This window comes from Litorilituus sediminis, from assembly GCF_004295665.1.
GTDB classification, from domain to species: domain Bacteria; phylum Pseudomonadota; class Gammaproteobacteria; order Enterobacterales; family Alteromonadaceae; genus Colwellia; species Colwellia sediminis.
The window spans coordinates 812,382-835,639 of sequence record NZ_CP034759.1; the positions used below are offsets into that span (position 1 = coordinate 812,382).

The following is a 23,258-nucleotide window of genomic DNA, read 5'->3' on the forward strand; positions in this document are numbered from 1 at the left end:
GATATACCTTTATGCCTCAACCGCACTGTTTGTAGAAGGTTCGGCTATGTTATTAGCTGTTTTTTCTTGCTGCTGTACCACCATAATAGCTGAGGCACTAATTTCCTCACTCGCAATACTTTTTCGCCATAACAGGTGGAAAGTATTGGCATCGCTATCAAGCACTAATGTGTCACAAGTGAGCTCTATCGGTTGTTGATGCTCACCTTGAATACATGCCGCTATTGGCTTGTCATAAGGTAATTTCAGGGTGATTGTATCGTGATAGTCTCGATTAGGCACTAGCCCTTTTAACGACAACGATAGCTCTTGATTGTAGGTTAATGCCAGTTGCTGATCGGTTGGCGCATAATTATAACTATTGGCTAATAAAGGCGCTTGAAAAGGGTAATTACCTGCCAAGGTTTCTATTGGCTCAACCTCTGGCATTAAAGACAACCTAGGTTGCCAAAACTGTGGTATAGGTCCATAGCTTGCAACAACACCAATATTTTTAGGATGAGTTAAACAACTATTAGGGTATTCAACTTTTGGCAATGGGCTGGCTTTAATCTGTTTTACTCTAAAACCTATCCCTACTGGATTTTGTTCAAAAATGCGTTCAGGTTTTTCTTCATCAATGCCACCATAAGTGTTTTCATAAGATAACGCTACTGCATGCAATACCTCAGGGTCTGTCGCTTTACTGCCGAGTATGGAGGATTTCCAGTGGCGATCTCCCGTCACTCGTAATACTTTATTAAACACTGTCTGTTGTTGTTGATGTAAACTGAGGCTAACTTCAATAACTTTAGCTTGCTTATGTTTAGGTGGGTAAGCAGTTAAATTACCATAGAGTTCAAAGCCCTGTTTAAACGGTACCGTTTCACATGCTAACGCCAATGAACTTGCCGATGGTTCGGCTGACATTTGATCGGTTAATTCCAGGTTTGCCGATGTCTCTAGGGCAAAAACCTGACCTTGTTGATCAAATTCAAAAGATTGCTTAACAATTAATGTTTTACACGCTTGCTTTGACGCTAACCAATTATCAACCACAATAGCCTGCCAAGACGTTAAATTATGCAACACGCTCAGCTCCTAACTTTATCGATGTTTCATCTTGGGTAAATTGACTAAATGCTCGATAACTCAACTGCTGTTGGTACAATGCCTTAGTTGTTTGCTCTGCCCCCCTCTTGTTAACGCCAGCTCGTAGCATAACTCGTTGCAAAAGCAGGCCTTGATATGAACTAAGCTTTGCGTTGAAATTGCTGTCGTTAAAGCTGATACCTGCTAATATCTTGTCTTCTGGTTGCTTGAATAAAGCTTGTCTTATTAATTCTGCTTGCTTTACACAAGGTAGCGAATGCTTTCCTGCAACTTGGTGCTTATTGCTACTGTCTGTCAATTGTGCTGCTAACGGCAAAGGCTGCTTAGTAATCACTTGCCAAGCTAAGTATGCTGCTGGGGCGGTTTGTGCTATTGCCATTAATTCAATCACCACAGTTAGTGATGTTTTATGATGATAATGGCATAGTATTTCATAGCAATAATCGGGGTATTCTTGACAAAAAAGCGCGCAAGGCTCTAACCATTGCTCATCTCCAAAAAGACCAGCTAATGCTAACCATTGTGCTTTTTCTGATGCCTTTGCAGTTTTATAAAAGCGCTGAAATAGTGCCGCATTTGCTGTTGCTTGCTGTGTTTTAGTGGATAGACTCGCAATAAAGCTTGCCATAGCAATGGTAAAGTTTTCATGCTGATATCCTAAAGTAAAATCTGCTGTACTGATGTTTTCAGCGGAAAATAATATGTCACATAAAGCGACATCAGGTTCGGATTCTCCAACCAATACGGCTTTGCGTGCCGCCGCGAGTTGTTCTTCTTGCCAGTTAATATCAAATAGCCTTAATAGCGCTGCTAAATCAGGGGTTTTGTAAAGCATCTCTTCAATATATTGCCTTGGCTCTGCAAAGGTTAAGCTTAATGGCAACATAGAGCAAAGCATTAATAGTGCTTGTTTGTGACTAGCTTGTTCAGCACTCGTGTAATAAGCTATCAACGACTCAGACGTTAATGTTGGCTGTGATAAAAAAGTCATGGCATCAAGCAAATAACGCACTTGCGGCTTTAATGACAGACCTTCGTCGCTTTCATCGGTTAAGGCATATATATGTGTGCACAGCTGCTGTTCAATGGTCGCCATACGACCTTTATCAAACAGTAAGTTGTTATGTACTTTAGTACGTTGCTTTAGTAAATTTTGAATTTTCTGGTGATGAACACCAGCTCTCGCCACTCTATCAAACATTTTGCTATATCAACTGCAGAAGAAACATTGTCAAAAACTCATCGACTAATTAAGTCGAATAGGCCAGCCAGCTAAGGTAAAGTCTCGCTCGCTATTCGCATTAATCTCGCAAGCATCGAGAATAATGCTACCATTTTCATGCACTTCGACAGTGCCCTTTGCAGTAGACAAGGTGACGCTCTTCTCGCCTTTAACAACGATATGACCATCATTATCACGAATATTCGCCGCAGGCGGCGTATTGTCAGTTGCTAATAATGCAATCGCTATCCAACCTTGCTTGCTATTCATAACAACGACCGAGTCTTGACAGTTTGCCTTAGCAATATGTTGAGCTTGACCACTCAATGGCGTTTCGATATCACTATCTGATAACCTAATGCGGCTAATTCGACCTTGAGTATCAACCGCTGAAACTACGGCGATTTCAACTTGGTTATCATCAACCTTCGACGAGGGTGAGAAAGCAGAAATTATAGCTGTCATATTATTTCCATATCCTTATGTTTTTTTTACTAATGTACTAATTATTCGAGACCGCATTACCTTTGATAACAATATTAGTTGCACTCAAGGTAATTGTATTCGCATCAATATTGAGGTTACCGCCAGCATCGATTTCAATTGAACCTCCTCCCTGAGAGAGGTGGATACTACCATTACTGGTACTTTTAAGCACAATATTGCCTCCCGAAGCAATTGCCACATCGGCTTGTTCAGACTTTATTTCAATATTACCTTGCTCTGAATACAGCGACATGTCTTGGCTGGCTTGCATATTGATATTACTGTTTGCCGTTATATCAATATTATTTTCTGTTGCTTCAAAACTAACACCACCACCTGCTTTGGTTTTAATCTCTCGGCCAGACGTTAAGGAAATGTCACCTTCTCTGGTTTCAATGTGAACATTTTCATTGGCCGATAAGTTGACGTCTTTATTAGCGGTAACTAAATAATTACTTTCTGTCTGTGCAATCAGGTTATCTTTTGCTTGAATAGATAACTGGCCTTGATTAGCACTCAATGACGCTTGATGATTGCCATTAGTCGCATCCAGTGTCAGTACATTAGTATCACCTGGATTGGCTATTGATATTTTTTCTTCACCTAATTTATCGTCCATTAACAAGCTATGTCCGGCACGGGTCACGACTTTATTTTCATGACTATTTTCTGAGGTTACCGGATTAGGTGAGGCTTTATTGTATACCGCGCCAAGGATAATGGGTCTATCTAAATCACCATTCTCACCACAAACAATGACTTCTGTCCCTTTGGTTAAAGGAAAGTTCATACCATGACCACTACCACCATAGGGTTGCACCATACGTGTCGGCTGACTCTCTGGCCCTTCACCATCTTGGTTAAAAGGTAGTTTTACTATATATCGACCTTTTTCATCGACTTCTTGTTCAATTGTGGCATTAAAAGAAGTAAACACTCTTTTATTATCTGGTATAGGAGCGATATATGGCACTGTTGTCGGCACGAGGTGAGCTTGATTCTTATAGTGTAGATTTTTTACTTTATCACCATAGTTAACACCGCCAGACTGACTGCCAATATGATCAACCTTAGTAACAAAATAACTACCACTATAATCTTGATGATCAATGATATTCACTATCATACCGGGGCGTATTGCACGACAATCAGTATCAATAATAAAGATATCACGCTGACAATCTATTGACCTCTGCCTGATTTTCGCCATTGTGTTACCGTCAACATAGTGCTTATAATTTTCACCATAGCGATAATCAGAGCCAAAACCATTAACATCGGTTTTATTGCTATCATATGAATTCATATCGCCCATGGTTTGATAGTAATAGTCATTTAAGTGAACGCTTTGTGTTAAAAATGACGACTTTCTACTGACCGCAAAAATACACTCATTTGCCCTAACGGTACTCGTCGGTGCTTGATACATAATATCAATAGAACCCGAGTAGCCAGCAAAGCTACTGCTTGACTTAGCCACAGTGACAATAGGATTGCCATTTTTTTCAATAACACCGTACACCCAGCCGCATTTTCGCATAATACGATCAACAAATTCTAAATCGGTTTCATTGTATTGAACGATCATATCCTGCGATGAAGACGCCGCTTTCATGCTAAAGTTAGCCATAGGAAAGCCCGCTTTTTTAAAGACACTGGTCACGATAGCATCAATCGTTAAGCCACTAAAAACTCGATTGGAGCGTTTATGGTGTAATAAAGATAAGTGCGAACTCAAGGTGACGGTGTAATGAAAGCCCTGATAACTTTCACCACGCGCTACTAGATGGCTAACAATACCTGAGATGGTGCGATCAGCTAAGCCCCAAACAATAGTTAACGAAATGTCTTTACCAATAATAGCCTGTGACGACAATAAACTGCGACTTAACACCTCTATCGTGAATTGATAATTACTGCACAATTCATCACGAATTGATTGAATGTCGGTTACAGACAATAGCTCACTAGGTAAGCCTGAAATATTGAGATGATATTGGCTTTTATTCGCTTCAACACTTTTTAAAAATTCTGGGGCATTCATGTAATTCACTCCATTTAATTACTTAACCTGAACTCGGTTTAAGAGATAAGTTAACATTTTGAAATATATATAGTTAGTATAAAAATGTACCCTCTAGCTTGATAATTTTACTTAATTCAAGGCAAATTTCGCGTCAATAGCTAGCCTATTGCAAGTAAATTTAACGCAGAAGTCAGTAAAACTAGCTGCTAGAGAGCTATTTATTAAGCCGAGATCAGGTTACTTAACAAACAGGCATTCATACACAGGTTACGCCGCTTCTGTTTCAACATGATTATCAGCAAAAATTGCTTCAATTTCTTCTTGTTCATCAAGCACAAGCGTAAGAATATCCGGCATATCTTCTTCTGCCATAAACTCTAAAACCGATCGTGCTATGCCGGGCAGAATTTGTTGCTCTATCATGGCATTTACCATGCGGGCACCGGAGTCCGACATTTGGCAAGTTAATGCAATTTTGTTAATAACACCGCCATCAACACGAAGCGTCATTTGATGATTTGTTTGTAATCTTTTCGCGATGGACTCAAGCTTTAATGCCACTATCGACGATAAAGCCTCTTGGTCTAGCGGTAAAAATGGAATGACTTGCATGCGTGCTAATAATGCAGGCGCAAAAAAGGTTAGCAGCTCTGGTTTTATCAAGTCGGTCATTGATGATAAGTTTGCTCTTTGCCACGGCTTGGAGTCATCGTCAACGTTGGTTGAAGTTACTGCTTCCGTTTGTTCAGGCTTTTCATCAGTGTTGAACTCAGTCGTGTCTTTCTCTGGCGGTGTGCAAGCGTCAGTCAATAATTGCGAGCCTAAGTTTGACGTCATTAAAATAATGGTATTTCTAAAGTCAATTTCTCGCCCTTCACCATCACGCATAAAACCTCGCTCAAACACTTGATAAAATAAGTTTAAAACATCGGGGTGGGCTTTTTCGACTTCATCAAGTAACACCACAGAATAAGGTCTTTGTCTTACTGCCTCAGTTAATACGCCACCTTCGCCAAATCCTACATAGCCAGGAGGCGAGCCTTTTAATTGTGAGACAGTGTGAGCTTCTTGATATTCGCTCATATTAATGGTGGTCAAAAACTTATCACCACCGAACATTTCTTTTGCTAGTGCTCGCGCAGTTTCCGTTTTACCAATACCTGAAGGACCCGCTAATAAAAATACCCCTAATGGTCCTTCAGCGGTGCTCACACCCGCTTTACTCACTCGCAGTGATTGAGATAGTTTCGTTAACCCTTCTGATTGACCAATAACCACGTGATTTAGAGTCTCTTCTAGGGAAATCAAGGTATTAATTTCATCTTTCACCATAGAGCCCGCGGGTATACCAGTCCATTCTGCGATAATTTCAGCAACTGAGTCTGCATCAACTTCTGAAAACAAGCCATTACCTTCACCGTTTTGCGACTTTAGTTGTGATCTCATAGCTAATAATTGGGCACTGATATCTTGTCCAGATTCGTGCTGAGCTTTCAATTCATTGATTTGCGCAAGCGTTGCTTTTTGTTTATTGCGATCACTTAACATTACCGCTAACTTTTCTGTTGACTGCGCACTTTCTTCGCTTAACTGTTGAATAAGCAATTGATTTACATTTAATCCTTGTTCAAGCTCAGTGGATAAATTTTTAATGCGGCGCTCTAAATAAGCAAGATGTTCAAGCTCAGATTCAATAGCCGCAGGCTCTGTCGCAACAGACATACGTACTCTTGCTGCAGCGGTATCAAGTACATCAATCGCTTTATCAGGTAAGTATCGCCCGGTAATATAACGCGAAGATAGACTAACTGCGGCCTCGATTGCATCATCGGTTATTTGAATATTATGATGTGACTGATAGACATCTTTTAAACCAGACAACATTAGCTTAGCTGCATTTTCTGATGGTTCATCAACTTTTATCAATTGAAAGCGACGCTCTAATGCCGCATCTCGCTCAAAGTATTTCTTGTATTCTGACCATGTGGTTGCTGCGACAGTACGTAGCTCACCACGGGCAAGTGCAGGCTTAAGTAGGTTAGCTGCATCACTCATTCCTGCCTCGCCGCCGGCTCCTATTAAGGTATGTGCTTCATCAATAAACATTATAATAGGCGTGCTAGAAGATTTAACCTCATCAATAACTTGCTTCAAGCGTCGTTCAAATTCGCCTTTGACGCCGGCACCGGCTTGTAAAAGCCCCATGTCTAAGGTTAATAACCGCACCCCTTTTAACTCATCAGGTACTTGTTCTTCAACAATACGTTGCGCCATCCCCTCAACAACGGCTGTTTTACCGACACCCGGCTCTCCAACCATGATGGGATTATTTTTACGACGACGACACAATACATCTATCATCATACGTATTTCGTCATTGCGACCTAACACAGGATCAATTGCACCACGCCTTGCTTTAGCCGTAAGATCATCACAAAAATCGGCTAAGGCATCGCCAGTCTCTGTTGAGGTGGTACTTTTTTGCTCTGTTGTAGTCAGAGTATTTGCTTTATCAGAGAAGCGTTCACTTGAACCCTGACAAATTTTATGATGATTTTCACGTAAGAAACGTATATCAATTTTTTCGATAAGATCAGGTAACGCTAAAACAGGACTAAAAGGCGCAATTTCTAACAAAGCATCCACTAAGCTCACGCCTGAAATCCAATCACCACCGTAATTCATATTACTTGATAGCCAAGATTTTTCGAGCCACTCATACAGGCGTCTAGAGAATACCGGCTTACTTTTACTGCCTGCAGGCTGAGTATTCAAATGGTCAAGTAATACCTGCCAAATTTGGTCTTGATCAATATTAAAGAAATGAAATATGCGCTCTAAGTCACCATTACTTCCTTCTTCCATTAATTTAATTAATAAATGTTCAGGCAATACTTCAAAGTGTGTTCGACTAGCAGAAAAGCCTGCAGCTGCTTCTAACGCTTTAGCAGAATGACCATTAAGTTTATCAATAAGTTGTTTAATGCCTTTTACATCCATTTTAAGTTATTCCTTCTATGTTGCTCACGCACATTTTGCTAATGCTGCACGCTTTTTATATTGACTATCTTTAAATTCTTGTACGATTTGTTTTTCAAAGACGCTACCGATATAACTATCAAAACCCAACTTAATAGCATTAGTGCCTAAGGTTTGTATCGGTTTTTGCTGGTAATGCACGTTAAAACGACATGCCCAGGGTAAGTCAGCAGGCAATTGATTTTCTAATAGCTTAAGTAAGCGTTGACCTTTTTTTTCTCCCGGAAAAAAACACTGAGCGTCATTAGCAGCGAGATCACCAAAGCTGATAATGACCTTACCGCCCGACACCAACACTTGCTCGCCTAAAATCAATGACTCACCCAACACGCTGTTAGCACCTAAGCTTGAATGACTGCCTAGCGCTTGCCAATGAGCACAAGAGTCATCAACATGTATCTGCTCTAAGCCAAACTCTTCATTCAATAAATTTGCTATACCCGTTGCACTGGTGGTTTTTAACCCAGCAACCCCCGCATTCACGTCTCTACTTTGGTGGCTAGACAATACTGCATCAAGTAATTCATCGAATTGTTTTGCACCAACACCCGCCGTATTCAACTGTGACTTTTTCCAGGTTTGATAAAGCAAACAATAGTATTGATGATTAAATATATCGAGAAACGCTCGAGTACGCTCACCACTGATATCATCTGCAGCAGTTTGTTCTAAGACATAATGCGGCATAGCTGAGTCAGCGCCATACAAACCAGAATAATTGGTTTCTATATGAAATAGCCCTCTCTTTTGCGCAATTAAACGACTTCGCTTAAGATCTGCCGCGGGAAAGCCAAGTTCTTTATTCGGGGTTATTAACACCCGCTGACTTAACCCTGTTTCTAACTCACCTTGAATTGCCCATTCATGCTCTAATAAATTGATTGCCCTAAATAAACCGAACTGCCACGGCTTATCATGTAGTGTGGTGAGTTTGTCAGATAATTTACTCCAGTTAGGTTGCTTCATATTATCCTCTAAATATGCGCACTTTTGCCCGGCTCTATAGCCCAAACAAATTCACGATAACTGGGAGTGCATTCAATACGCGTTTGTATACTCTGATTAATTGGCGCATACATAACGAAAAATTGATGAAGCATGGTCGCAAAATGATAAACATCTGCCTGACAAGAGAATTTATTCTCATCTAAGGTTATTTTTAATTCAGAGCCTTGAATAAAAATACCTTTTTTAATTTGGTTAACCTTTTGACTTTCAACCGCCATAATCGCTTCAATACGGCGCTTATTCTCTCCGCGCTCAGACCAATCAAACAGCGCTAATAAACGTTTTAATTCAGTCACATTAGCTAACGAGGAGAACTTTAAATTGAGTAAACTAATCAATTGCCAATGCTTTGAAGACTCATGACAGGTTTTATAGTTAGAGGGCCTTGCTATGTTTTTAACCTGTAGCATCGGCGACATTGATTTGCCCCCTAAGGTAAGTTGCCCTTCTCTGATGGTTTGTTTTGGCCATCGCCCGTTATAACAAGTTAATGTTGCCGAAATGGTGTCATCCATATCGCCATGTTGCACGGGTAAATTAATGTAATGGCTAGGAACAGCAGCACCAATGTCTTTTAAGTTTAACGTATATAAACGTTTTTCATTGTTAAAAATGCTTTGATATCTGGGTAAGTAATCATGCTCCTGAGCTGTTAATTTATCCCTACCCTGCACTTTATCAACGCAATAAGTAAAAACACTATTACGTTGTTGTTGCTCTGGAATAATTGGATAATCTGTTCGATTAAGCTCTAAGCGGATAGGCTCAGCCTCTTGGCTAAATAAATTAATTCCTACAGCACAATTTAACTTAATATTATTGGCACTGAGTTTATGTCCGGGAGGTAGCTTAACGGCTGACTTAATCACTAAATTAAAACTGTCGAAACGTGTAGGAAATACGAGTTCCTTGTCAAAGCATATATTTAAAAAGTTAAACCTTTCTCGACCATTAAAATAATCATGTAGCAAAGCGTAACCAGAATGGCTTGTAGAAGCATTTGGTAATAAAGCACTTTGATGGTCTAAATGAGCTGGTTCTACGCTAACACCACTTAAGGCTTTATTATATTCAATATTATTCGAACCAAAATCAATGGCTATAGGACTAGTCGGTGTCATCAATAATTGATACAAACTACTCACTAATGGGGTATCACCATCGAGGTAAAAACATAACTTTTGTATATCATAGTTATCTTTTTCCCCTTGGCATATCCACTTTAATTTGATGACCAACTCAGAGCCTTCATAAGTATCAAGACAATTTACATCGATCACTTCAAGAGGAACCACTGAAATATCATGACAAGTTGTAAACTTACATTTAACTTGTTCAATCGCCTGATTTGATGTGATTTCTAGCCCTTTTTTTACGCGTATTGATTCTGCCATAGAAAATTTCGGCGTAAATTGAAAGACAGTAGTTGCAGGGTAATAATTTAATAACGCCGGACAAAGTTGTCGTAGTACCTGTTCTGACACTTCAGGTAAGGACTCGTCTAAGCGTTTATGTATATTAGCATTGAGATAGGCAACCCCTTCTAATAATCGCTCAACATGCGGATCCCGCTCTTTAATGGAATCAATATTTAACAAGCCGGCATGCTCAGGATAATTCTCAGCAAACTGTTTTCCTGCATGTGTTAATAAGCGCATTTGCGCATCAAAATATTGTTGCATGCAACCTCCTAGACTCAATGTTCCAAGTCATATTTTTAGTCAATGGCTGAGAGCCCATTAATTCGTACCTCTTCTTTGAACATTTGCTCTGCCACCAGAGGCAAACTTTGTGCTTAGAGATATGGCTGAGCCACTGACTAAAAACGCCTGTATTTCTAGTTTAATAACGCAATCATTTTGTTGAATATCACGTGCAAGCACATTAACCATGCGTACTCTCGGTTCATACTTTTCAATGAGTTTCTTTACTTCAAATGCTAAGGTTTGTTGAGAATAAGGTAAGCCTTCATAAATATCTTCAACGTCAGGTAAGCCATAATCTTTCATATGAGCTAAAACTCCGCGACGAGAATTAAGTAGTGAATGAATATGTTTACAGACACTGTCAATTTCATCACTGCGCTCCACCTCTATTGAGGTATAACGAACAGGATTCGCCAACTTATCGAACAAAGCCATAATTTACTTCACAGGTAAAATTGATAGAAAAGTGCCGCCTATCACTAGACGACACTAACGTTAAAAAAGATTAACGTCCTTCAGTCCAAGAATCAGTGAACTCGATGTTGCCATCTAAGTAAGTCCACGTGATTTTCTTATAACGTAAAGATACTGTTTCAAGGTGCGGGTAACGCTCTTTATCTAGATCTTTAACATTGTGCATTGTTGGTGCAATAGAAGTGATTTTTACATCTTCCAATTTTTGACAAAAATACTCTTTCTCAGTACCAGTATCATCAATGCGGTACCACTTAAGCTCAAGTTGCTTCAGTGTTTGACCATTAGCACATGCTTTATATAGGTATGGCGTAGCAGCATCAACGGCTTTTGTAATAACAAAAGGTTCATGTTTACGTGTACCTGTTAGCTCACCAGTGTCATTATCAATTGGAATACGTAATTCGTGATCGAAGTGTAAAACTTCAATTGAACCTTCGCGTTCCGCTACTGTAACTGAGCCTTTAATATCATTTGCTTGGTCATCTTTTAACCACATATACGCTGGAATTGCCATTTAATTTCTCCTTTAATTAACATGATTTTCCTAATTGATGGCATACACCTCTATGCATTTTAATGCTAATGTATAGAGGTGCCCCAAGAAGCGGTCCGCTTTATGCCAAGGGGTTACATGTCCCGAGCCGGCTGCAACCAGCTCGGGGCAATTTTCTATCCTTTAGCTATTATGAATAACTATAATGATTACTTCTCGCCTGGCATTTGCCCAACAAGCGCTAAGCGCACGTCAACACCTTCCACTTGGAAATGCGGCACAATAAAGGTATTTACTCGGTAGTAACCTGGATTACCTGGTATTTCCGAAACCGTTACATTGGCATCCTTTAAAGGGTGCGTAGCAATCAATTCTTCATCTGGGTTATTCATTTTCGTCACTAAAGAGCCTAACCAATCATTTAATTGCTGCTCTAATTCGTGACGAGGCTTACTTGAACCAATGTTTTCGCGCTGTAATACTTTCATGTAGTGCGCTATGCGCGACACTAAGAATATGTAGGGTAATCGAGAGTTAATACGTGCATTAGCCGTTGCTTCAGGCGTATCATACTCGGTTGGTTTTTGCGCACTATTGGCAGAGAAGAAACAAGCAAAGTCAGAATTTTTATAATAACTTAATGGGATAAAACCTTGATTGGCAAACTCTAATTCTTTGGTTTCCGAGATCAACACTTCCGTTGGAATTTTGGTTTCAAAACCATTACCTGCTTCAAAGGTATGTAATGGTAAACTTTCAACTTTTCCTCCTGATTGAGGACCTCGAATATTTACCGCCCAGCCATTTTTGTGAAAACTCTGAATAATATTTGCAGCAAAAGTAAAAGAAGCATTACCCCAAAGATATTTATCATGATTACTACCTGTAACATCTTCTTGATAGTTAAAGTTACGTACAGGATTTGCTTCACCATAAGGTAATCGTTGTAAGTAACGAGGGAAAGTTAAGCCAATGTAGCGTGAATCTTCGGTTTTTCTAAAGTTTTTCCAACGTAAAAATTCAGCTCGATCCATATAAGAACCAAGATCTTGAATCTTAGCGACATCTTCTAGTGAATCCTTCAGGAAAAACTTTGCTCCTGCACTGGTTAAAAATGGCGCATGTGCTGCAGCTGATACTCTTGATATTTCTTGCAATAAGCTTATGTCTGCAGCACTACAATCAAACTCATAGTTTGACACGATATTTGAAATTGGCTCTCCACCTGGCGTATCAAATTCAGCAGTATAAACATGCTTATAAAGCGCTGATTGCGTGGTATCTGGTGACTCTTCAAAATCGTCACGTAATGTTTCTTTATCTACATCTAACAGCTCTATTTTAATATTTGAATTATTCGGCGTACGATTTACTAAATATTGTAGTGAGCGCCACGCAGATTCAACTTTTTGAAATTCTTGATGATGCAATACTTCATCAAGTTGTTGTGAGATGACTTGATCAATTTTAGACACGTAATTGTCTAATAAACTTTTATCGATACGACTAACATTACTATCACCCGCCATATCTAAAAACACATTGAGTGCAGCAGTTAAACGTTCGTCTGCTCTGGTTTCAGCTAAACTATTGGCATCGCGGAAAGTGTCTAGTGAAACTTGCTCAGAAACAGGTGAAATATCAACTAGATCACACAAATTTTCATAAGTGCTTTTGGTTAAGGTTTCTTCAACACGTGCCGCCACATTTAATTGTTCTTGCATAGACATAGGTAAATCCCTCTACTCTGTTACTTGTTCTTGTGATTCTAGAATAGGCGCAATGTCATTTAGCTTCGCTTTTAATTCTTCTAGCTCAGGCTTATTTTGTAAGACACGCTCTAACTCTTTACGTAATGATGAGTTATCTAATAAATTAGACTTCAAATCTTTGAGTAAATTACGCATAGCCATCATATTATTAAGCTGTGGAATTTGTGAGGCCACTTGCTCAGGATCAAATGACTTAAAAGAATCAAATGTTAAATCAATACCAATAGAGCCTTCGCCACTAATTTTGTTATCAACTAAAAATTTCGCCTGTGGAGCGGTACTTTTTAACACTTGATTTAAGTTGTTTTTATTGATCAGCACGCGTTCACGCTCGGCAAGATCCTCCTGGTTTTTACCATTAGAGTAATCTCCCATTACTAACATCTTTAATGGAAGTTCTTTACTATTCGAAGCCCCGTTAGTTTCAAGCTCTAAAGAAATATTTACGCGAGCTCTCGGAATCTCTTTTTGAAATGTATCAGACATGTTGTTCCCTTAATATTCCAATCTATCCTACGCGCAAACCGCGCGAATCATTAACACAAGCAACCATTGCTTGCTTTTACTTTAAATCCAACCCAAAGCGATTTCAGGCTGAGTTAAAATCATTTGCTTTTTCAATTGCTCAGTTAACTTAAAATACTCATCATCCTTATCTGTACTGAGTGTCTCAAAGCACAAAAGAGCATTACGCCAAACTTGCATTGCGAAGTCTGGCTGCCACCGCTCTAGTTCTGCTAACTCTACTGTCTTTAATAACGACTGAAGAATAGGCTCGGCAAAGTCATAATTTTCATCCAAAAGGCAAAATTTGGCTTTTATTAACTGTTGTTTTGCCAGCTCAAAATGAGTAGTCGCTGGCAAATCAGTTATCAGTGATAACGCCTGCGCTAATTTATTATCTGCAACTAATTGCTTACCCTGGCTTTCAATTTCGTCATAGCAATCATCAACAGCCAAACCTGCTGCTTCAGTTGTTGAAAATTCGGCCGAAATTTGAGCCAGCAAATCTTTTGTCTTAGCACTACAAAGTGGCGAGCCGTCGTCATAACGTAAATTTGCTAACTGTGGAAATTGCTGGGTTAGTTGAAATAACGCCAGTGAAAATTGCTTGATTGTTTGCTTTTGATTTAAGCCTGTTAATGCTGCAAAGACCATGGCCTGTAAATCCAGGTTAAAATGCATTGCCCCTTCCATAAACAAGGCTTCAGCAGATAATAGTGCTTCAAGGTAACTCTCATTTGCGAGTGCATTTTTAATCGGGGCAAAAGCGGCTGCTCTTGGTGCCGGAATACGCGTTTTACCTTGCTCATGAGGCGGTAACTTTACATCAGACCAACGAATGGCTCTTGCCACACATATCAACCGATTAATATTATGTTTTTCTTTATCAAAAGCGAGTAACTTACGAACAGTGTCAAGGTATTGGCTGTTAGACTCCACAGAAAATGCCTTATTGACATTAGCTGTCTGACTGACGTTAACTTCTTTTTCTGAAGTCGAACTAGGTTGCGCCACATTATTTTCATTTGTTAGCTTACTGGGATTTTCAGGTAAAGCTTGCTCAACGGCTAATTGAGCATCTTGCTTAGCTGCAACTTTTTTAGCAACTACAGGGTAAGTTATACTGAGTTTCTCTGCCCAATGTCTCAACTCAGATAATGGCCCAGCATTTTCATCAAAACAAATTACCGTTTCACTGCTATAAACATTGAGCTCATCAATTAACGCCTTGATTTGCTCTGGGTTATTAATCTCATTTTGCTGTGCAAGCGCAATAATGCGTTGTTGCTGACCCAATAGCCAGGTATGCACTGCCGCTCTTGCCTTTATTTTCAGCGGGTGCACTTCTTCTTTATATTGGCCAACCAGTTTATTAAATAATGCTAGGCCGTAAGTAATCCCTTCAATGCCAAAGTCATTTGCCGCAGCACAAAGGACATAACTTGAGATACGCAAATCTTTTGACTTCTCTGCTAACAAGCTCGTTCCTGTAACAAAAACTTTTTTACAATCGAGCTCATTAACACCTGAAAACGCCGTTTTTAAGTATTTAAAATCTTCTTCATACTTTAAATCTTCACCGCAAATTGATTCAGCTAACGGTGAAGTTAACTGCTCTAACCAAGTTGACCAATTCTCGTGAGTAAAATGTTCACTCATAACTATACCTTGCACCAGCGACGCAGCGCATCATACATGCTGACATTGTTCATTTTTGCCAACTCTAAAACAGCGGTATCTAATGGTTGGGATTGCGCAACAAGAGAAAAATCGACGACGATATTCTGGTTATCTTCTGCCGACCAAATACAATCAAAATAAGAGGCAGGTACTGGCGTGGTAAAAATAGTTAAACTAGCAGGTTTACCACAACTTCCAGTTTGATAAAAAACCCAAGGACGCCAGTTATGATCAGCAACAATAACGGTAACCAAGTGAAGCCAGAACGCGGCAATTAGTTCAAAACCTTGGGTTAAATTAGGCATAGGAAAACGTAGGCCAACTTGCGTTCTTAAACAACCTCTATTGGCTATAGACTGCATTAATAATGAAGACTCTTGAATTAATTTAGCTCTCTCTTCTTGAGTATCTAACCCCGTTGCTTGCCATAGTGTCGACATTGGAATATTGCGAAATTTTTCTAACAGCTGATTAATATTCGCTGGCGTTTTTAAGACATGAACAATGGGCAACAACTTAGCAGCTTCTGCTACCATTTCTTGTTCACCTTGCGACATAAAGATTGCATTAACTCGCTCACACAAATGAACAAAGTCATTACTTTCACTCAAAAACAAAGCGCTTGGATGCATTCGATAAGCTGCTTGCCCCGTATGAACAAAGCTAGCAAATGGGTAATGTCTGCCACTACTGTCTATACTTGGCGTTATTACACCGAGTAAGCTGGCTTCCGATTCATTTCCGGCCATGAAAAATAAGTTTGTTAAGCCAAAACTCTGATTAGCTTGTTTGGGAGATGACTGTCTAGAAGCATGCGAAAAACCTTCCTTCACCCAGTGATCAAGTGCGATTGACTCTCTCGTTGTTACTTGATACTTGATAAAGTCTGGGCGCAATTGAGTTTTACCCAAATAACCAAAGGTATCTTTGCGAGCTATATCCGGCTTATTTTCTTTATTTTTTTTAAACAAACTAAACATGGCCTTCCCTTAATTTAATTTTGCTAAATGCGTTTGTTTACTCGCTTGAGGCGTAAACAAGGTATTGGGCAAACTAAAGGAAGTCATAGTATTTTTATTAAAAATGCCGTTACTACGACCAGATTTCAGCATAAACTTAGCGGTTAGCTTAGTTTCAACCGCTTTATTTTGTTGAGAGAAGGGCCAGTTAACCGCATATTCTGTACCTTTAATCCATTTTATTTGAGCTTCATTTAACACTCTTAATAACGCCCAAGGACCAGCCATTTCAACTTCAACTCTTCTCCCTTCATGGCTAACAGCATAAACACGCGCAACTTCTGTTGTTCCCCGCCCTGGCCAGGTAAATTTACGCCACTCTTCTGGTTCATTACGATAACGGTATGATTGTTCACTAAAGCCTAAATAGGTTTCACGAATACCGCGCTGAGGTACAGGCAAGGCTTGAAACTGAAATTCTGAGTCTTCACTGCCTTTAGGAAATAAAGAACGTGTCACTCTGTTAGCGCGCTTTAAACCAACAAGTAGCTTGTCGCTAAACCCGACCCCCATACCATTCCACGTACGCTCTACCCATTTGCCTTTGCGCTTTTTCAAAAAGGGAGCTAATTCGTCCTTAACAAACGTCCACAAAACCCCGGTACGCTCATTAAGTAGTTCGGAAACATCATCCACAGCAGCATCGGGGCCTTTACTGTAAAATGGAAACTTTCCTTTAATACCATTTTCATACAAAGCAAAGACATTTTCTTGCCATTCCTCATCAAGTTGTCGACGCGAAACAACCGCTATAGCATTAAAGCTAGAACGCAAAGGACTTTTAAAGAGACGTTCAATGGATTTTTTAGTCTCAGGCTCTAACGCTCTTAATTGACTCTCAACCACTATCCATGAAGCTTGAATTCCACTATCGACATCTTCACCACTAAGTAATTGTTGGGCAAACTGCATTGCTTGACTATCAGGTTCATTGCTCGCGATAAGCGCTTTAATATCACTATGAACTGTGCTCAAGGTGCGAATATATTGTTGTAAGAAGTCAGACGCTTTCCCGGGTTCATTACTCTGTGTAAAGCGTCTAAGGTCAGCCAACTGATTCTCTAATTCTGGCACACGCTTTTTCATCACCATTGGCATGTCTATATTGACTTTTTTAGCGAGCTCTTCGGCATCTGTAGCCACAGTGTTAGTTGATGTAGTAGGCTTATCATCTAAATGAATATTTTTATTAATGCTAGACATTAACTGCGTAAAAGGGCCATCTAATGCACTAAGCTTTGCTAGAGAAATACTTGCATCTGCTAAACCATTAAACGTCTTCACTTGTGTTTCACTTAATAAAGCTAACCAATGACTAGCGTAATCTTTGAAGTACAAGGCGCGTATCGCCTTCTCGACCACATCAGCCTTTGAACGATCAATTAAGCTTTCACCGGCTTCATTAGCCGTCCCCATAACCCAATCGCCAGAACTGACAATGGTCACTACTCGGTTGATCTCTGGATATACGTACGCATCCCAACCGGCTTTAGTAAATGCATAAGGAACTTGATAATTACTCACGAGTAGCTTTTTGTTTTTAGGCTCTATCAAGTTCTTAATTGTTAAAGGCTTTTTCTTAGCCGCCTTACTGGCAATAATTTGTTGATATAACAGTTCAGGCTCTGGCTGAGTGTCTAAGTGCAGCCTAGCCGTTGCGATCAGTGATTCATCGTGAGACCAAAACGCTATATTGCCAGGTTGTTCAAGGGTTGAACCAAATTGATTAATATAAAAAGCAATAACTTCTGCTAACTTTTGAGAAAAATCTTTTAGCTCTTCATTATTAAAGTCTAAGCCAAGTAACCCTTGCCAATGCTTAGTTAACTCTTGCTGAGCAAATTCGGCATCCATTTGGTGTGGATATTGTGACAGCATTAACTGTAATTTTAATAATCGATAATACTCTTGCCGTAATTCATTCTTGCTATCCATGTCATGGGCCATTTCCCACCTTTGACTGTAAGTCATTAATCGCTCATTGACATAGGCTTGAATAGGCTCTGAAATCAAGGTATCCATTTCTTGTAACGTGATTGCCTTAAACGAAGCCAATGTTTCATCACCTTCGTATATCCCTAAAATAAAGCGCCATGGCAAACTTTGTTCATAAGAGTGTATAAGTTCATAATGTTCGAAAACATCGATAAAAGCAGCTACATGATCTACAGAGCTAATCTCATCAGCTAATGCTTTCTCGACCAAAGTTGTGGCTTTTTCTTCACCCGATGCAATTAACAGGTTATTCATCGTATATGAAGTTGTTAATAATGCCACTACTGCCGCAATGCTCGCTAAAGTAGCAGAGACAGAAAGCCCTTTTAGCCAACGTTGAATTTTTCGTTCTCTTCGGTTGCCACGAGTTAAGTCTTGCAGTTTAAAGACAACATCATTGAAAAAACCATTAATAAAGTAGCTTTTGGTGATAGTTTCTTGGTTTTGCTCAAGAGCAACTGAACAAAATTGCTCTCTAACACCTGATAAAACACGTTCAATAGGAGTACCCTCTTGTGTGCCTGAAGTAAAATACACACCGGCAAACCAAGGCACCTCTTGATAGGGGTTATCTTTAAAGAGCAAATTAACAAATTCAGTTAACTTTATTGAGGCAGATTTAAATTGGTTAGGAAAATCGAATATAAGCGCTTTACGATGAACATTACGTTCGCGTGCAAGCTTACTTAAGCGTTGCTCACATAAGCGTTGGTATAAATTTTCCATACGTAATTCGAACAACTCGGCAGGGTCTTGGCTTTGATCTTCACTTTCATCAAGTAAATACGCGCCCCAAACCTGCTCACGGTCTTTCTCAGATAAGTCAGCAAAGAAAGGTTCAAAACCACTGATTAAGTCACTTTTAGTAAACGTAATATGGACAGGAAAAATAACCCCAAGCTCATTAATAAGTTCCTGAATTCGTTCTCGTACAGTTTTGACATGTTGACGAATACCTTCACTATCACTGGTGAGAATATCAGCGACACTAATCGCCACAATAACGCCATTGATAGGCAGTTTTGGACGGTGTTTTTTAAGTAAACCTAAAAAAGATAACCACTCGTTGTTATCTGCAGACTCTGTAGTGTAGCGACCTGCAGTATCAATTAGCACCGCCTGATCAGAAAACCACCAATCACAATTGCGCGTACCACCAAAGCCTTGTACATGTAGTTCATTCGCATTGGCATAGGGAAAATGTAAACCTGAATTAGCAAATAAGGTGCTTTTACCTGTTGCTGAAGGCCCTATGATCATATACCAAGGTAATGCATACAAAGCAGCATTACCACGATGACCAGCGCCTAAATGAGAAGTTTTAAGCGATTGTAATACATCGGTCATTTTGTGCTGGATTTCATCTATTTCTGCTTGAGATCCCGCATTATGGGTGGCAAGTTCAGCCACTAAACGATCACCAGAACGCTTGGTCCAAAACCATCGTGCGAGTAAATACAACACAAAAGCAGAAAAAACAGCCAGCATAGCCATAAGTTTTTTATCTGATGTATCTAAGCCAACTAAATGGCCAGCAAACCATACTATGGTCAATACCGCTATCAGGCCAACAACTTGCCCAGAAGCCCTAGAAGAGGCTAAGCCAAGTAAAAAGTGCACTAAGCCACTAGTATTTGCGCGTCCTGCCATGTTAATTACTCTCTTTACTTAACTCTGATTGACTAAATTGCTTTAGCACTTCTAATTTCTGCTCTAATACTCGATTACTTTCTTTCGCGTCACTGCTAATCACATAGTGAAACCCCATAAAAAGAAACATAATGAGACTTAAACCGATACTAAAAATTACCCAGTAAGGTAAGTTTCTACCCACCTTCATCACAAAGCCTTCTGTCGGAGTGCCATAGTCAGATAGGGTTATATTGGCTATACCTGTCGCATCTTCAAGCTGAGCCCGTATATCAACAATCAAGGCTTTAAGCTGCTCAATCCCCTTGACTTTATAGGTACCTTCAAAGCCCATCTGCAAACAAACATAATACACTTCAAGCACTTTTCGTTTATCTTCACTGCCCATACGCAGTTTTTCCATGCGCTCAAAAAATTCTTCACCTGCACGGTTATTACCATAGAACTCAAGTTGCAAAGGGCGACTCATCCAATCCATTTTAAAATCAACACCAGAGCTCATCACTAATTCATCACAAGTGGCTGTCAAAGCAAATTTCGCTTCTTGCATTTGTGAAGTCGTTATTTGATTTTCATAACACTTTTTTTCAAACTGGTCGAAGCACTCGATAATATGTTCACGAAAATTTTTCGCGATACTATGGCTATCAGACCTTAGTTTTAATGGCATTAAGGCATGTATTACAGGCGCAATACAGGTAAGCAAATCTGGGGTATTTTCAACAGCATCCATGTTATTTTTACAACTTTGTTAAATGAATTGATTAATGTTTATCAACACTGACTATTTCCACACTAGCGTTTTGTAAGTGATAAGGCACAAATACAGCCATACTTTGTTCGTCTAATATCTGCTGCCAAATATCACCATGAGGTTCTAAACGAAAATATTCATATCCGCTTTTTACTGCTAATTTATTGGGAGTTCGTTGACAATGAGTAACCGCAACACCATTGAGCGCAGAGGCAACAATTACTTCAATATTTTCGATTGAACCGACTTTCACTTGCTCGCCAAAAGTATCGATCCATTTACTGTCGCTTGACTCAAAATACACAGCAAGATAAAAGTCACTATTTGCTAAATGCGCAGAATCAAGCGTTGGAATTTGATATAAAGCATCAGAAACTTTATTTAGTTTCAAGCCCGACATTTTTTTAGGCACCACATCATCAAGTAACTGAGTAATTAGACGTTCAAATTGAGCAAAAACCTCAGTAAGGTTTTTATGTTGATATGGTGGTAGTGAATCAGCAAGTTGACTATGTTCAAATAAAGAAATGCGACTTAATAATTCAATAAACTCACAATAGAGTCGCTCAGGATGAACATGTGCCAGTTGCTTAATATGAGATAGCATTTTGGCACTGGGCAACAAACCACTTAACAACAAAAAACTATTCATTTCATTGGGACCAAAGTCCGTTACAGCACCTAAACCTTTACGTCTATTTAACAACACATTAGCCTTAGCATTGACCAAGTTATTGGTTCGCATTAACAAATCCGTTAAATAACTTGAGGCATTAATATCTATTAACGGCGGAACAAATTTTTCATCAAGCATAAACTGACCATTAGCCCCCCTGACTATTTTACAAAGAGGTAGCACATCAAAATATGTTTTGGCATCAAGCTCAGTAAACAGAGAGATGTTCGGCTCAGCAACCACGACTTCACGGACACGAGATGAATCATGAGCATCGGTTACCTCCAAATAATTGGCATGAAAGGCGCTTAATTGACCAGCATTTTCATAACCACTGATACCTGTTGCACAGCTATTTGAAGCGATACCTACATAAACAATCGCCTGCTCTAAATCTTGAGGTATGGCTAGGGTAAGGTCATTATTAATTGTCCGAGTAAACTCAACATATCGGCCTGACTCCAAAACAAACTCAAGATTCAGTAAATTAAGTTCACCACGTACCAGTGCTGTAGGGTCGATACTAATTTTTCTGAAGCCATAGCTAAGCTCTGACAAAGCGAACTGCCTTTTTGACTGTATATGCTCTTGATAATCATCAAATAACTGCAAGTGCTGTTGTCCTAACAATACGCCTTCAGCCCAGACGGGCTTTAACCCTGCTACACGTGTCATTTACTTTTTATCTTCCTTGTTAGGTAAAGTGACAGAATTACTGGTCAACAATAAATCAAGTGATGTTGATAGCTGTACTGTGCCAGTATCAACCTCATGATATACGCGCCAATTATCATCTGCACGATCCCTAAAAAGCGCAAATACAGCAACAAATTTTGCTTCTTTTGCTTGTTCAAAAGAAATATTTAACTTATCTGATGGATTGACAGTCCGTTCTTCAACAGTAATAAGCGAATTAGCTAAAATTGACTTATCTGATTTCCATAGCTCTTCAAAGGTAGCAGTTTTAAAACTTTGTATATCAGACAATTGATAAATTCTTAAAACCACTGGAAGTGGTTCATTAAATTGATTCAAATTCAAGTTATCTGTAGCACTCACGTCTAAATTAACTTGAGTGCTTGAACATGCGCATAACGCAGTGCTTAACGCAATTGCGCTGATTAGTTTTGCTATTTTCATTATTGTAAACGCCTAATTATTAATTAGTTTCAGTAATTTAGCTTAATAAAGTTTTTTTCTAATACGGTACAAATCACCCGTTCAAATCGTGACTTCGCACAATGTTTCCAACGATGATGCTGGCCTAACAGTCTCTTAATCACGGGGGTTTTTTTTCGATTTTTGTCTTGATATGAAAAGGCTTCAACAACCAACATATCCAATGAAGAAATCACATTAGACTGCACTTGCAATAAATTATCATTCAGAGCATTTAATGATGAGGTGTTGAAGTGATTCAACAAGTAAGCTGTCGATAATTCGGTATTAATTAAAATAATAAATAATTCAAGGGCTTTAGGTTCAATAACGCGATGATATGGGATACCGCTTTGATCTAATAGGGAAGCAACCAAGCGACTTTGAGACCACACTGAAGATATCAAGCATTGCTTGAAACTTAATTCATTAGGTTCAGTCGTTGGTTCAGCATCTGGTGATGCTATTGATTGATTATTCACTGTGACAAAATCCATTTAC

At 39.4% G+C, this 23,258-nt stretch carries 18 protein-coding genes; all 18 read right to left on the bottom strand.

Annotated elements, in window-relative coordinates; translation table 11 throughout:
* Positions 1-9: 9 nt before the first annotated feature.
* Positions 10-1,071: a DUF2169 domain-containing protein gene (locus EMK97_RS03715; RefSeq protein ID WP_170176717.1), complete on the bottom strand. Its 1,062-nt coding sequence runs from the start codon at positions 1,069-1,071 to the stop codon at positions 10-12.
* The gene (locus EMK97_RS03720) at positions 1,061-2,293 is read right to left on the bottom strand and encodes a hypothetical protein (protein ID WP_130599554.1); all 1,233 of its coding nucleotides are present in this window, start codon (positions 2,291-2,293) and stop codon (positions 1,061-1,063) included. Before EMK97_RS03720 ends, EMK97_RS03715 begins: the two co-directional genes overlap by 11 nt.
* 45 nt (positions 2,294-2,338) lie before the next feature.
* Positions 2,339-2,779 carry a hypothetical protein gene (locus EMK97_RS03725; protein WP_130599556.1) on the bottom strand — a complete coding sequence of 147 codons (441 nt, stop codon included), beginning with the start codon at positions 2,777-2,779 and terminating at the stop codon, positions 2,339-2,341.
* A 37-nt stretch (positions 2,780-2,816) separates the two neighbouring features.
* The gene (locus tag EMK97_RS03730) at positions 2,817-4,844 is read right to left on the bottom strand and encodes a type VI secretion system Vgr family protein (protein ID WP_130599558.1); all 2,028 of its coding nucleotides are present in this window, start codon (positions 4,842-4,844) and stop codon (positions 2,817-2,819) included.
* 249 nt (positions 4,845-5,093) lie between these two features.
* Positions 5,094-7,826, bottom strand: coding sequence for a type VI secretion system ATPase TssH (tssH, locus tag EMK97_RS03735; protein WP_130599560.1), 2,733 nt, complete (start codon positions 7,824-7,826; stop codon positions 5,094-5,096).
* Between the two features lie 24 nt (positions 7,827-7,850).
* Positions 7,851-8,831 carry a type VI secretion system baseplate subunit TssG gene (locus EMK97_RS03740; RefSeq protein ID WP_130599562.1) on the bottom strand — a complete coding sequence of 327 codons (981 nt, stop codon included), beginning with the start codon at positions 8,829-8,831 and terminating at the stop codon, positions 7,851-7,853.
* An 8-nt stretch (positions 8,832-8,839) separates the two neighbouring features.
* Positions 8,840-10,555: a type VI secretion system baseplate subunit TssF gene (gene tssF, locus EMK97_RS03745; RefSeq protein WP_130599565.1), complete on the bottom strand. Its 1,716-nt coding sequence runs from the start codon at positions 10,553-10,555 to the stop codon at positions 8,840-8,842.
* Between the two features lie 57 nt (positions 10,556-10,612).
* Positions 10,613-11,014 (bottom strand): type VI secretion system baseplate subunit TssE, encoded by a 402-nt coding sequence (tssE, locus tag EMK97_RS03750; protein ID WP_130599567.1) that lies wholly within the window; start codon positions 11,012-11,014, stop codon positions 10,613-10,615.
* 70 nt (positions 11,015-11,084) lie between these two features.
* Positions 11,085-11,570, bottom strand: a complete 486-nt coding sequence (locus EMK97_RS03755) for an Hcp family type VI secretion system effector (RefSeq protein ID WP_130599569.1) — start codon at positions 11,568-11,570, stop codon at positions 11,085-11,087.
* Positions 11,571-11,758: 188 nt separating this feature from the next.
* Positions 11,759-13,279: a type VI secretion system contractile sheath large subunit gene (tssC, locus tag EMK97_RS03760; RefSeq protein WP_130599571.1), complete on the bottom strand. Its 1,521-nt coding sequence runs from the start codon at positions 13,277-13,279 to the stop codon at positions 11,759-11,761.
* A gap of 12 nt (positions 13,280-13,291) precedes the next feature.
* Positions 13,292-13,807 carry a type VI secretion system contractile sheath small subunit gene (gene tssB / locus EMK97_RS03765; protein WP_130599573.1) on the bottom strand — a complete coding sequence of 172 codons (516 nt, stop codon included), beginning with the start codon at positions 13,805-13,807 and terminating at the stop codon, positions 13,292-13,294.
* Positions 13,808-13,888: 81 nt separating this feature from the next.
* Positions 13,889-15,484 carry a TssA family type VI secretion system protein gene (locus EMK97_RS03770; protein ID WP_130599575.1) on the bottom strand — a complete coding sequence of 532 codons (1,596 nt, stop codon included), beginning with the start codon at positions 15,482-15,484 and terminating at the stop codon, positions 13,889-13,891.
* A 2-nt stretch (positions 15,485-15,486) separates the two neighbouring features.
* A complete protein-coding gene (gene tagF, locus EMK97_RS03775) occupies positions 15,487-16,485 on the bottom strand; it encodes a type VI secretion system-associated protein TagF (protein ID WP_130599577.1) in 999 nt (332 codons plus the stop codon).
* 9 nt (positions 16,486-16,494) lie between these two features.
* Positions 16,495-20,169: a type VI secretion system membrane subunit TssM gene (tssM, locus tag EMK97_RS03780; RefSeq protein WP_130599580.1), complete on the bottom strand. Its 3,675-nt coding sequence runs from the start codon at positions 20,167-20,169 to the stop codon at positions 16,495-16,497.
* Position 20,170: 1 nt separating this feature from the next.
* The gene (gene icmH / locus EMK97_RS03785; protein ID WP_130599582.1) at positions 20,171-20,902 is read right to left on the bottom strand and encodes a type IVB secretion system protein IcmH/DotU; all 732 of its coding nucleotides are present in this window, start codon (positions 20,900-20,902) and stop codon (positions 20,171-20,173) included.
* Positions 20,903-20,933: 31 nt separating this feature from the next.
* Positions 20,934-22,274 (bottom strand): type VI secretion system baseplate subunit TssK, encoded by a 1,341-nt coding sequence (gene tssK / locus EMK97_RS03790; RefSeq protein WP_130599584.1) that lies wholly within the window; start codon positions 22,272-22,274, stop codon positions 20,934-20,936.
* Positions 22,275-22,739, bottom strand: a complete 465-nt coding sequence (gene tssJ / locus EMK97_RS03795) for a type VI secretion system lipoprotein TssJ (RefSeq protein ID WP_246028870.1) — start codon at positions 22,737-22,739, stop codon at positions 22,275-22,277.
* A gap of 29 nt (positions 22,740-22,768) precedes the next feature.
* Entirely contained in the window at positions 22,769-23,254 is a 486-nt protein-coding gene (locus EMK97_RS03800; RefSeq protein WP_130599588.1) for a hypothetical protein, read from the bottom strand.
* Positions 23,255-23,258 lie beyond the last annotated feature (4 nt).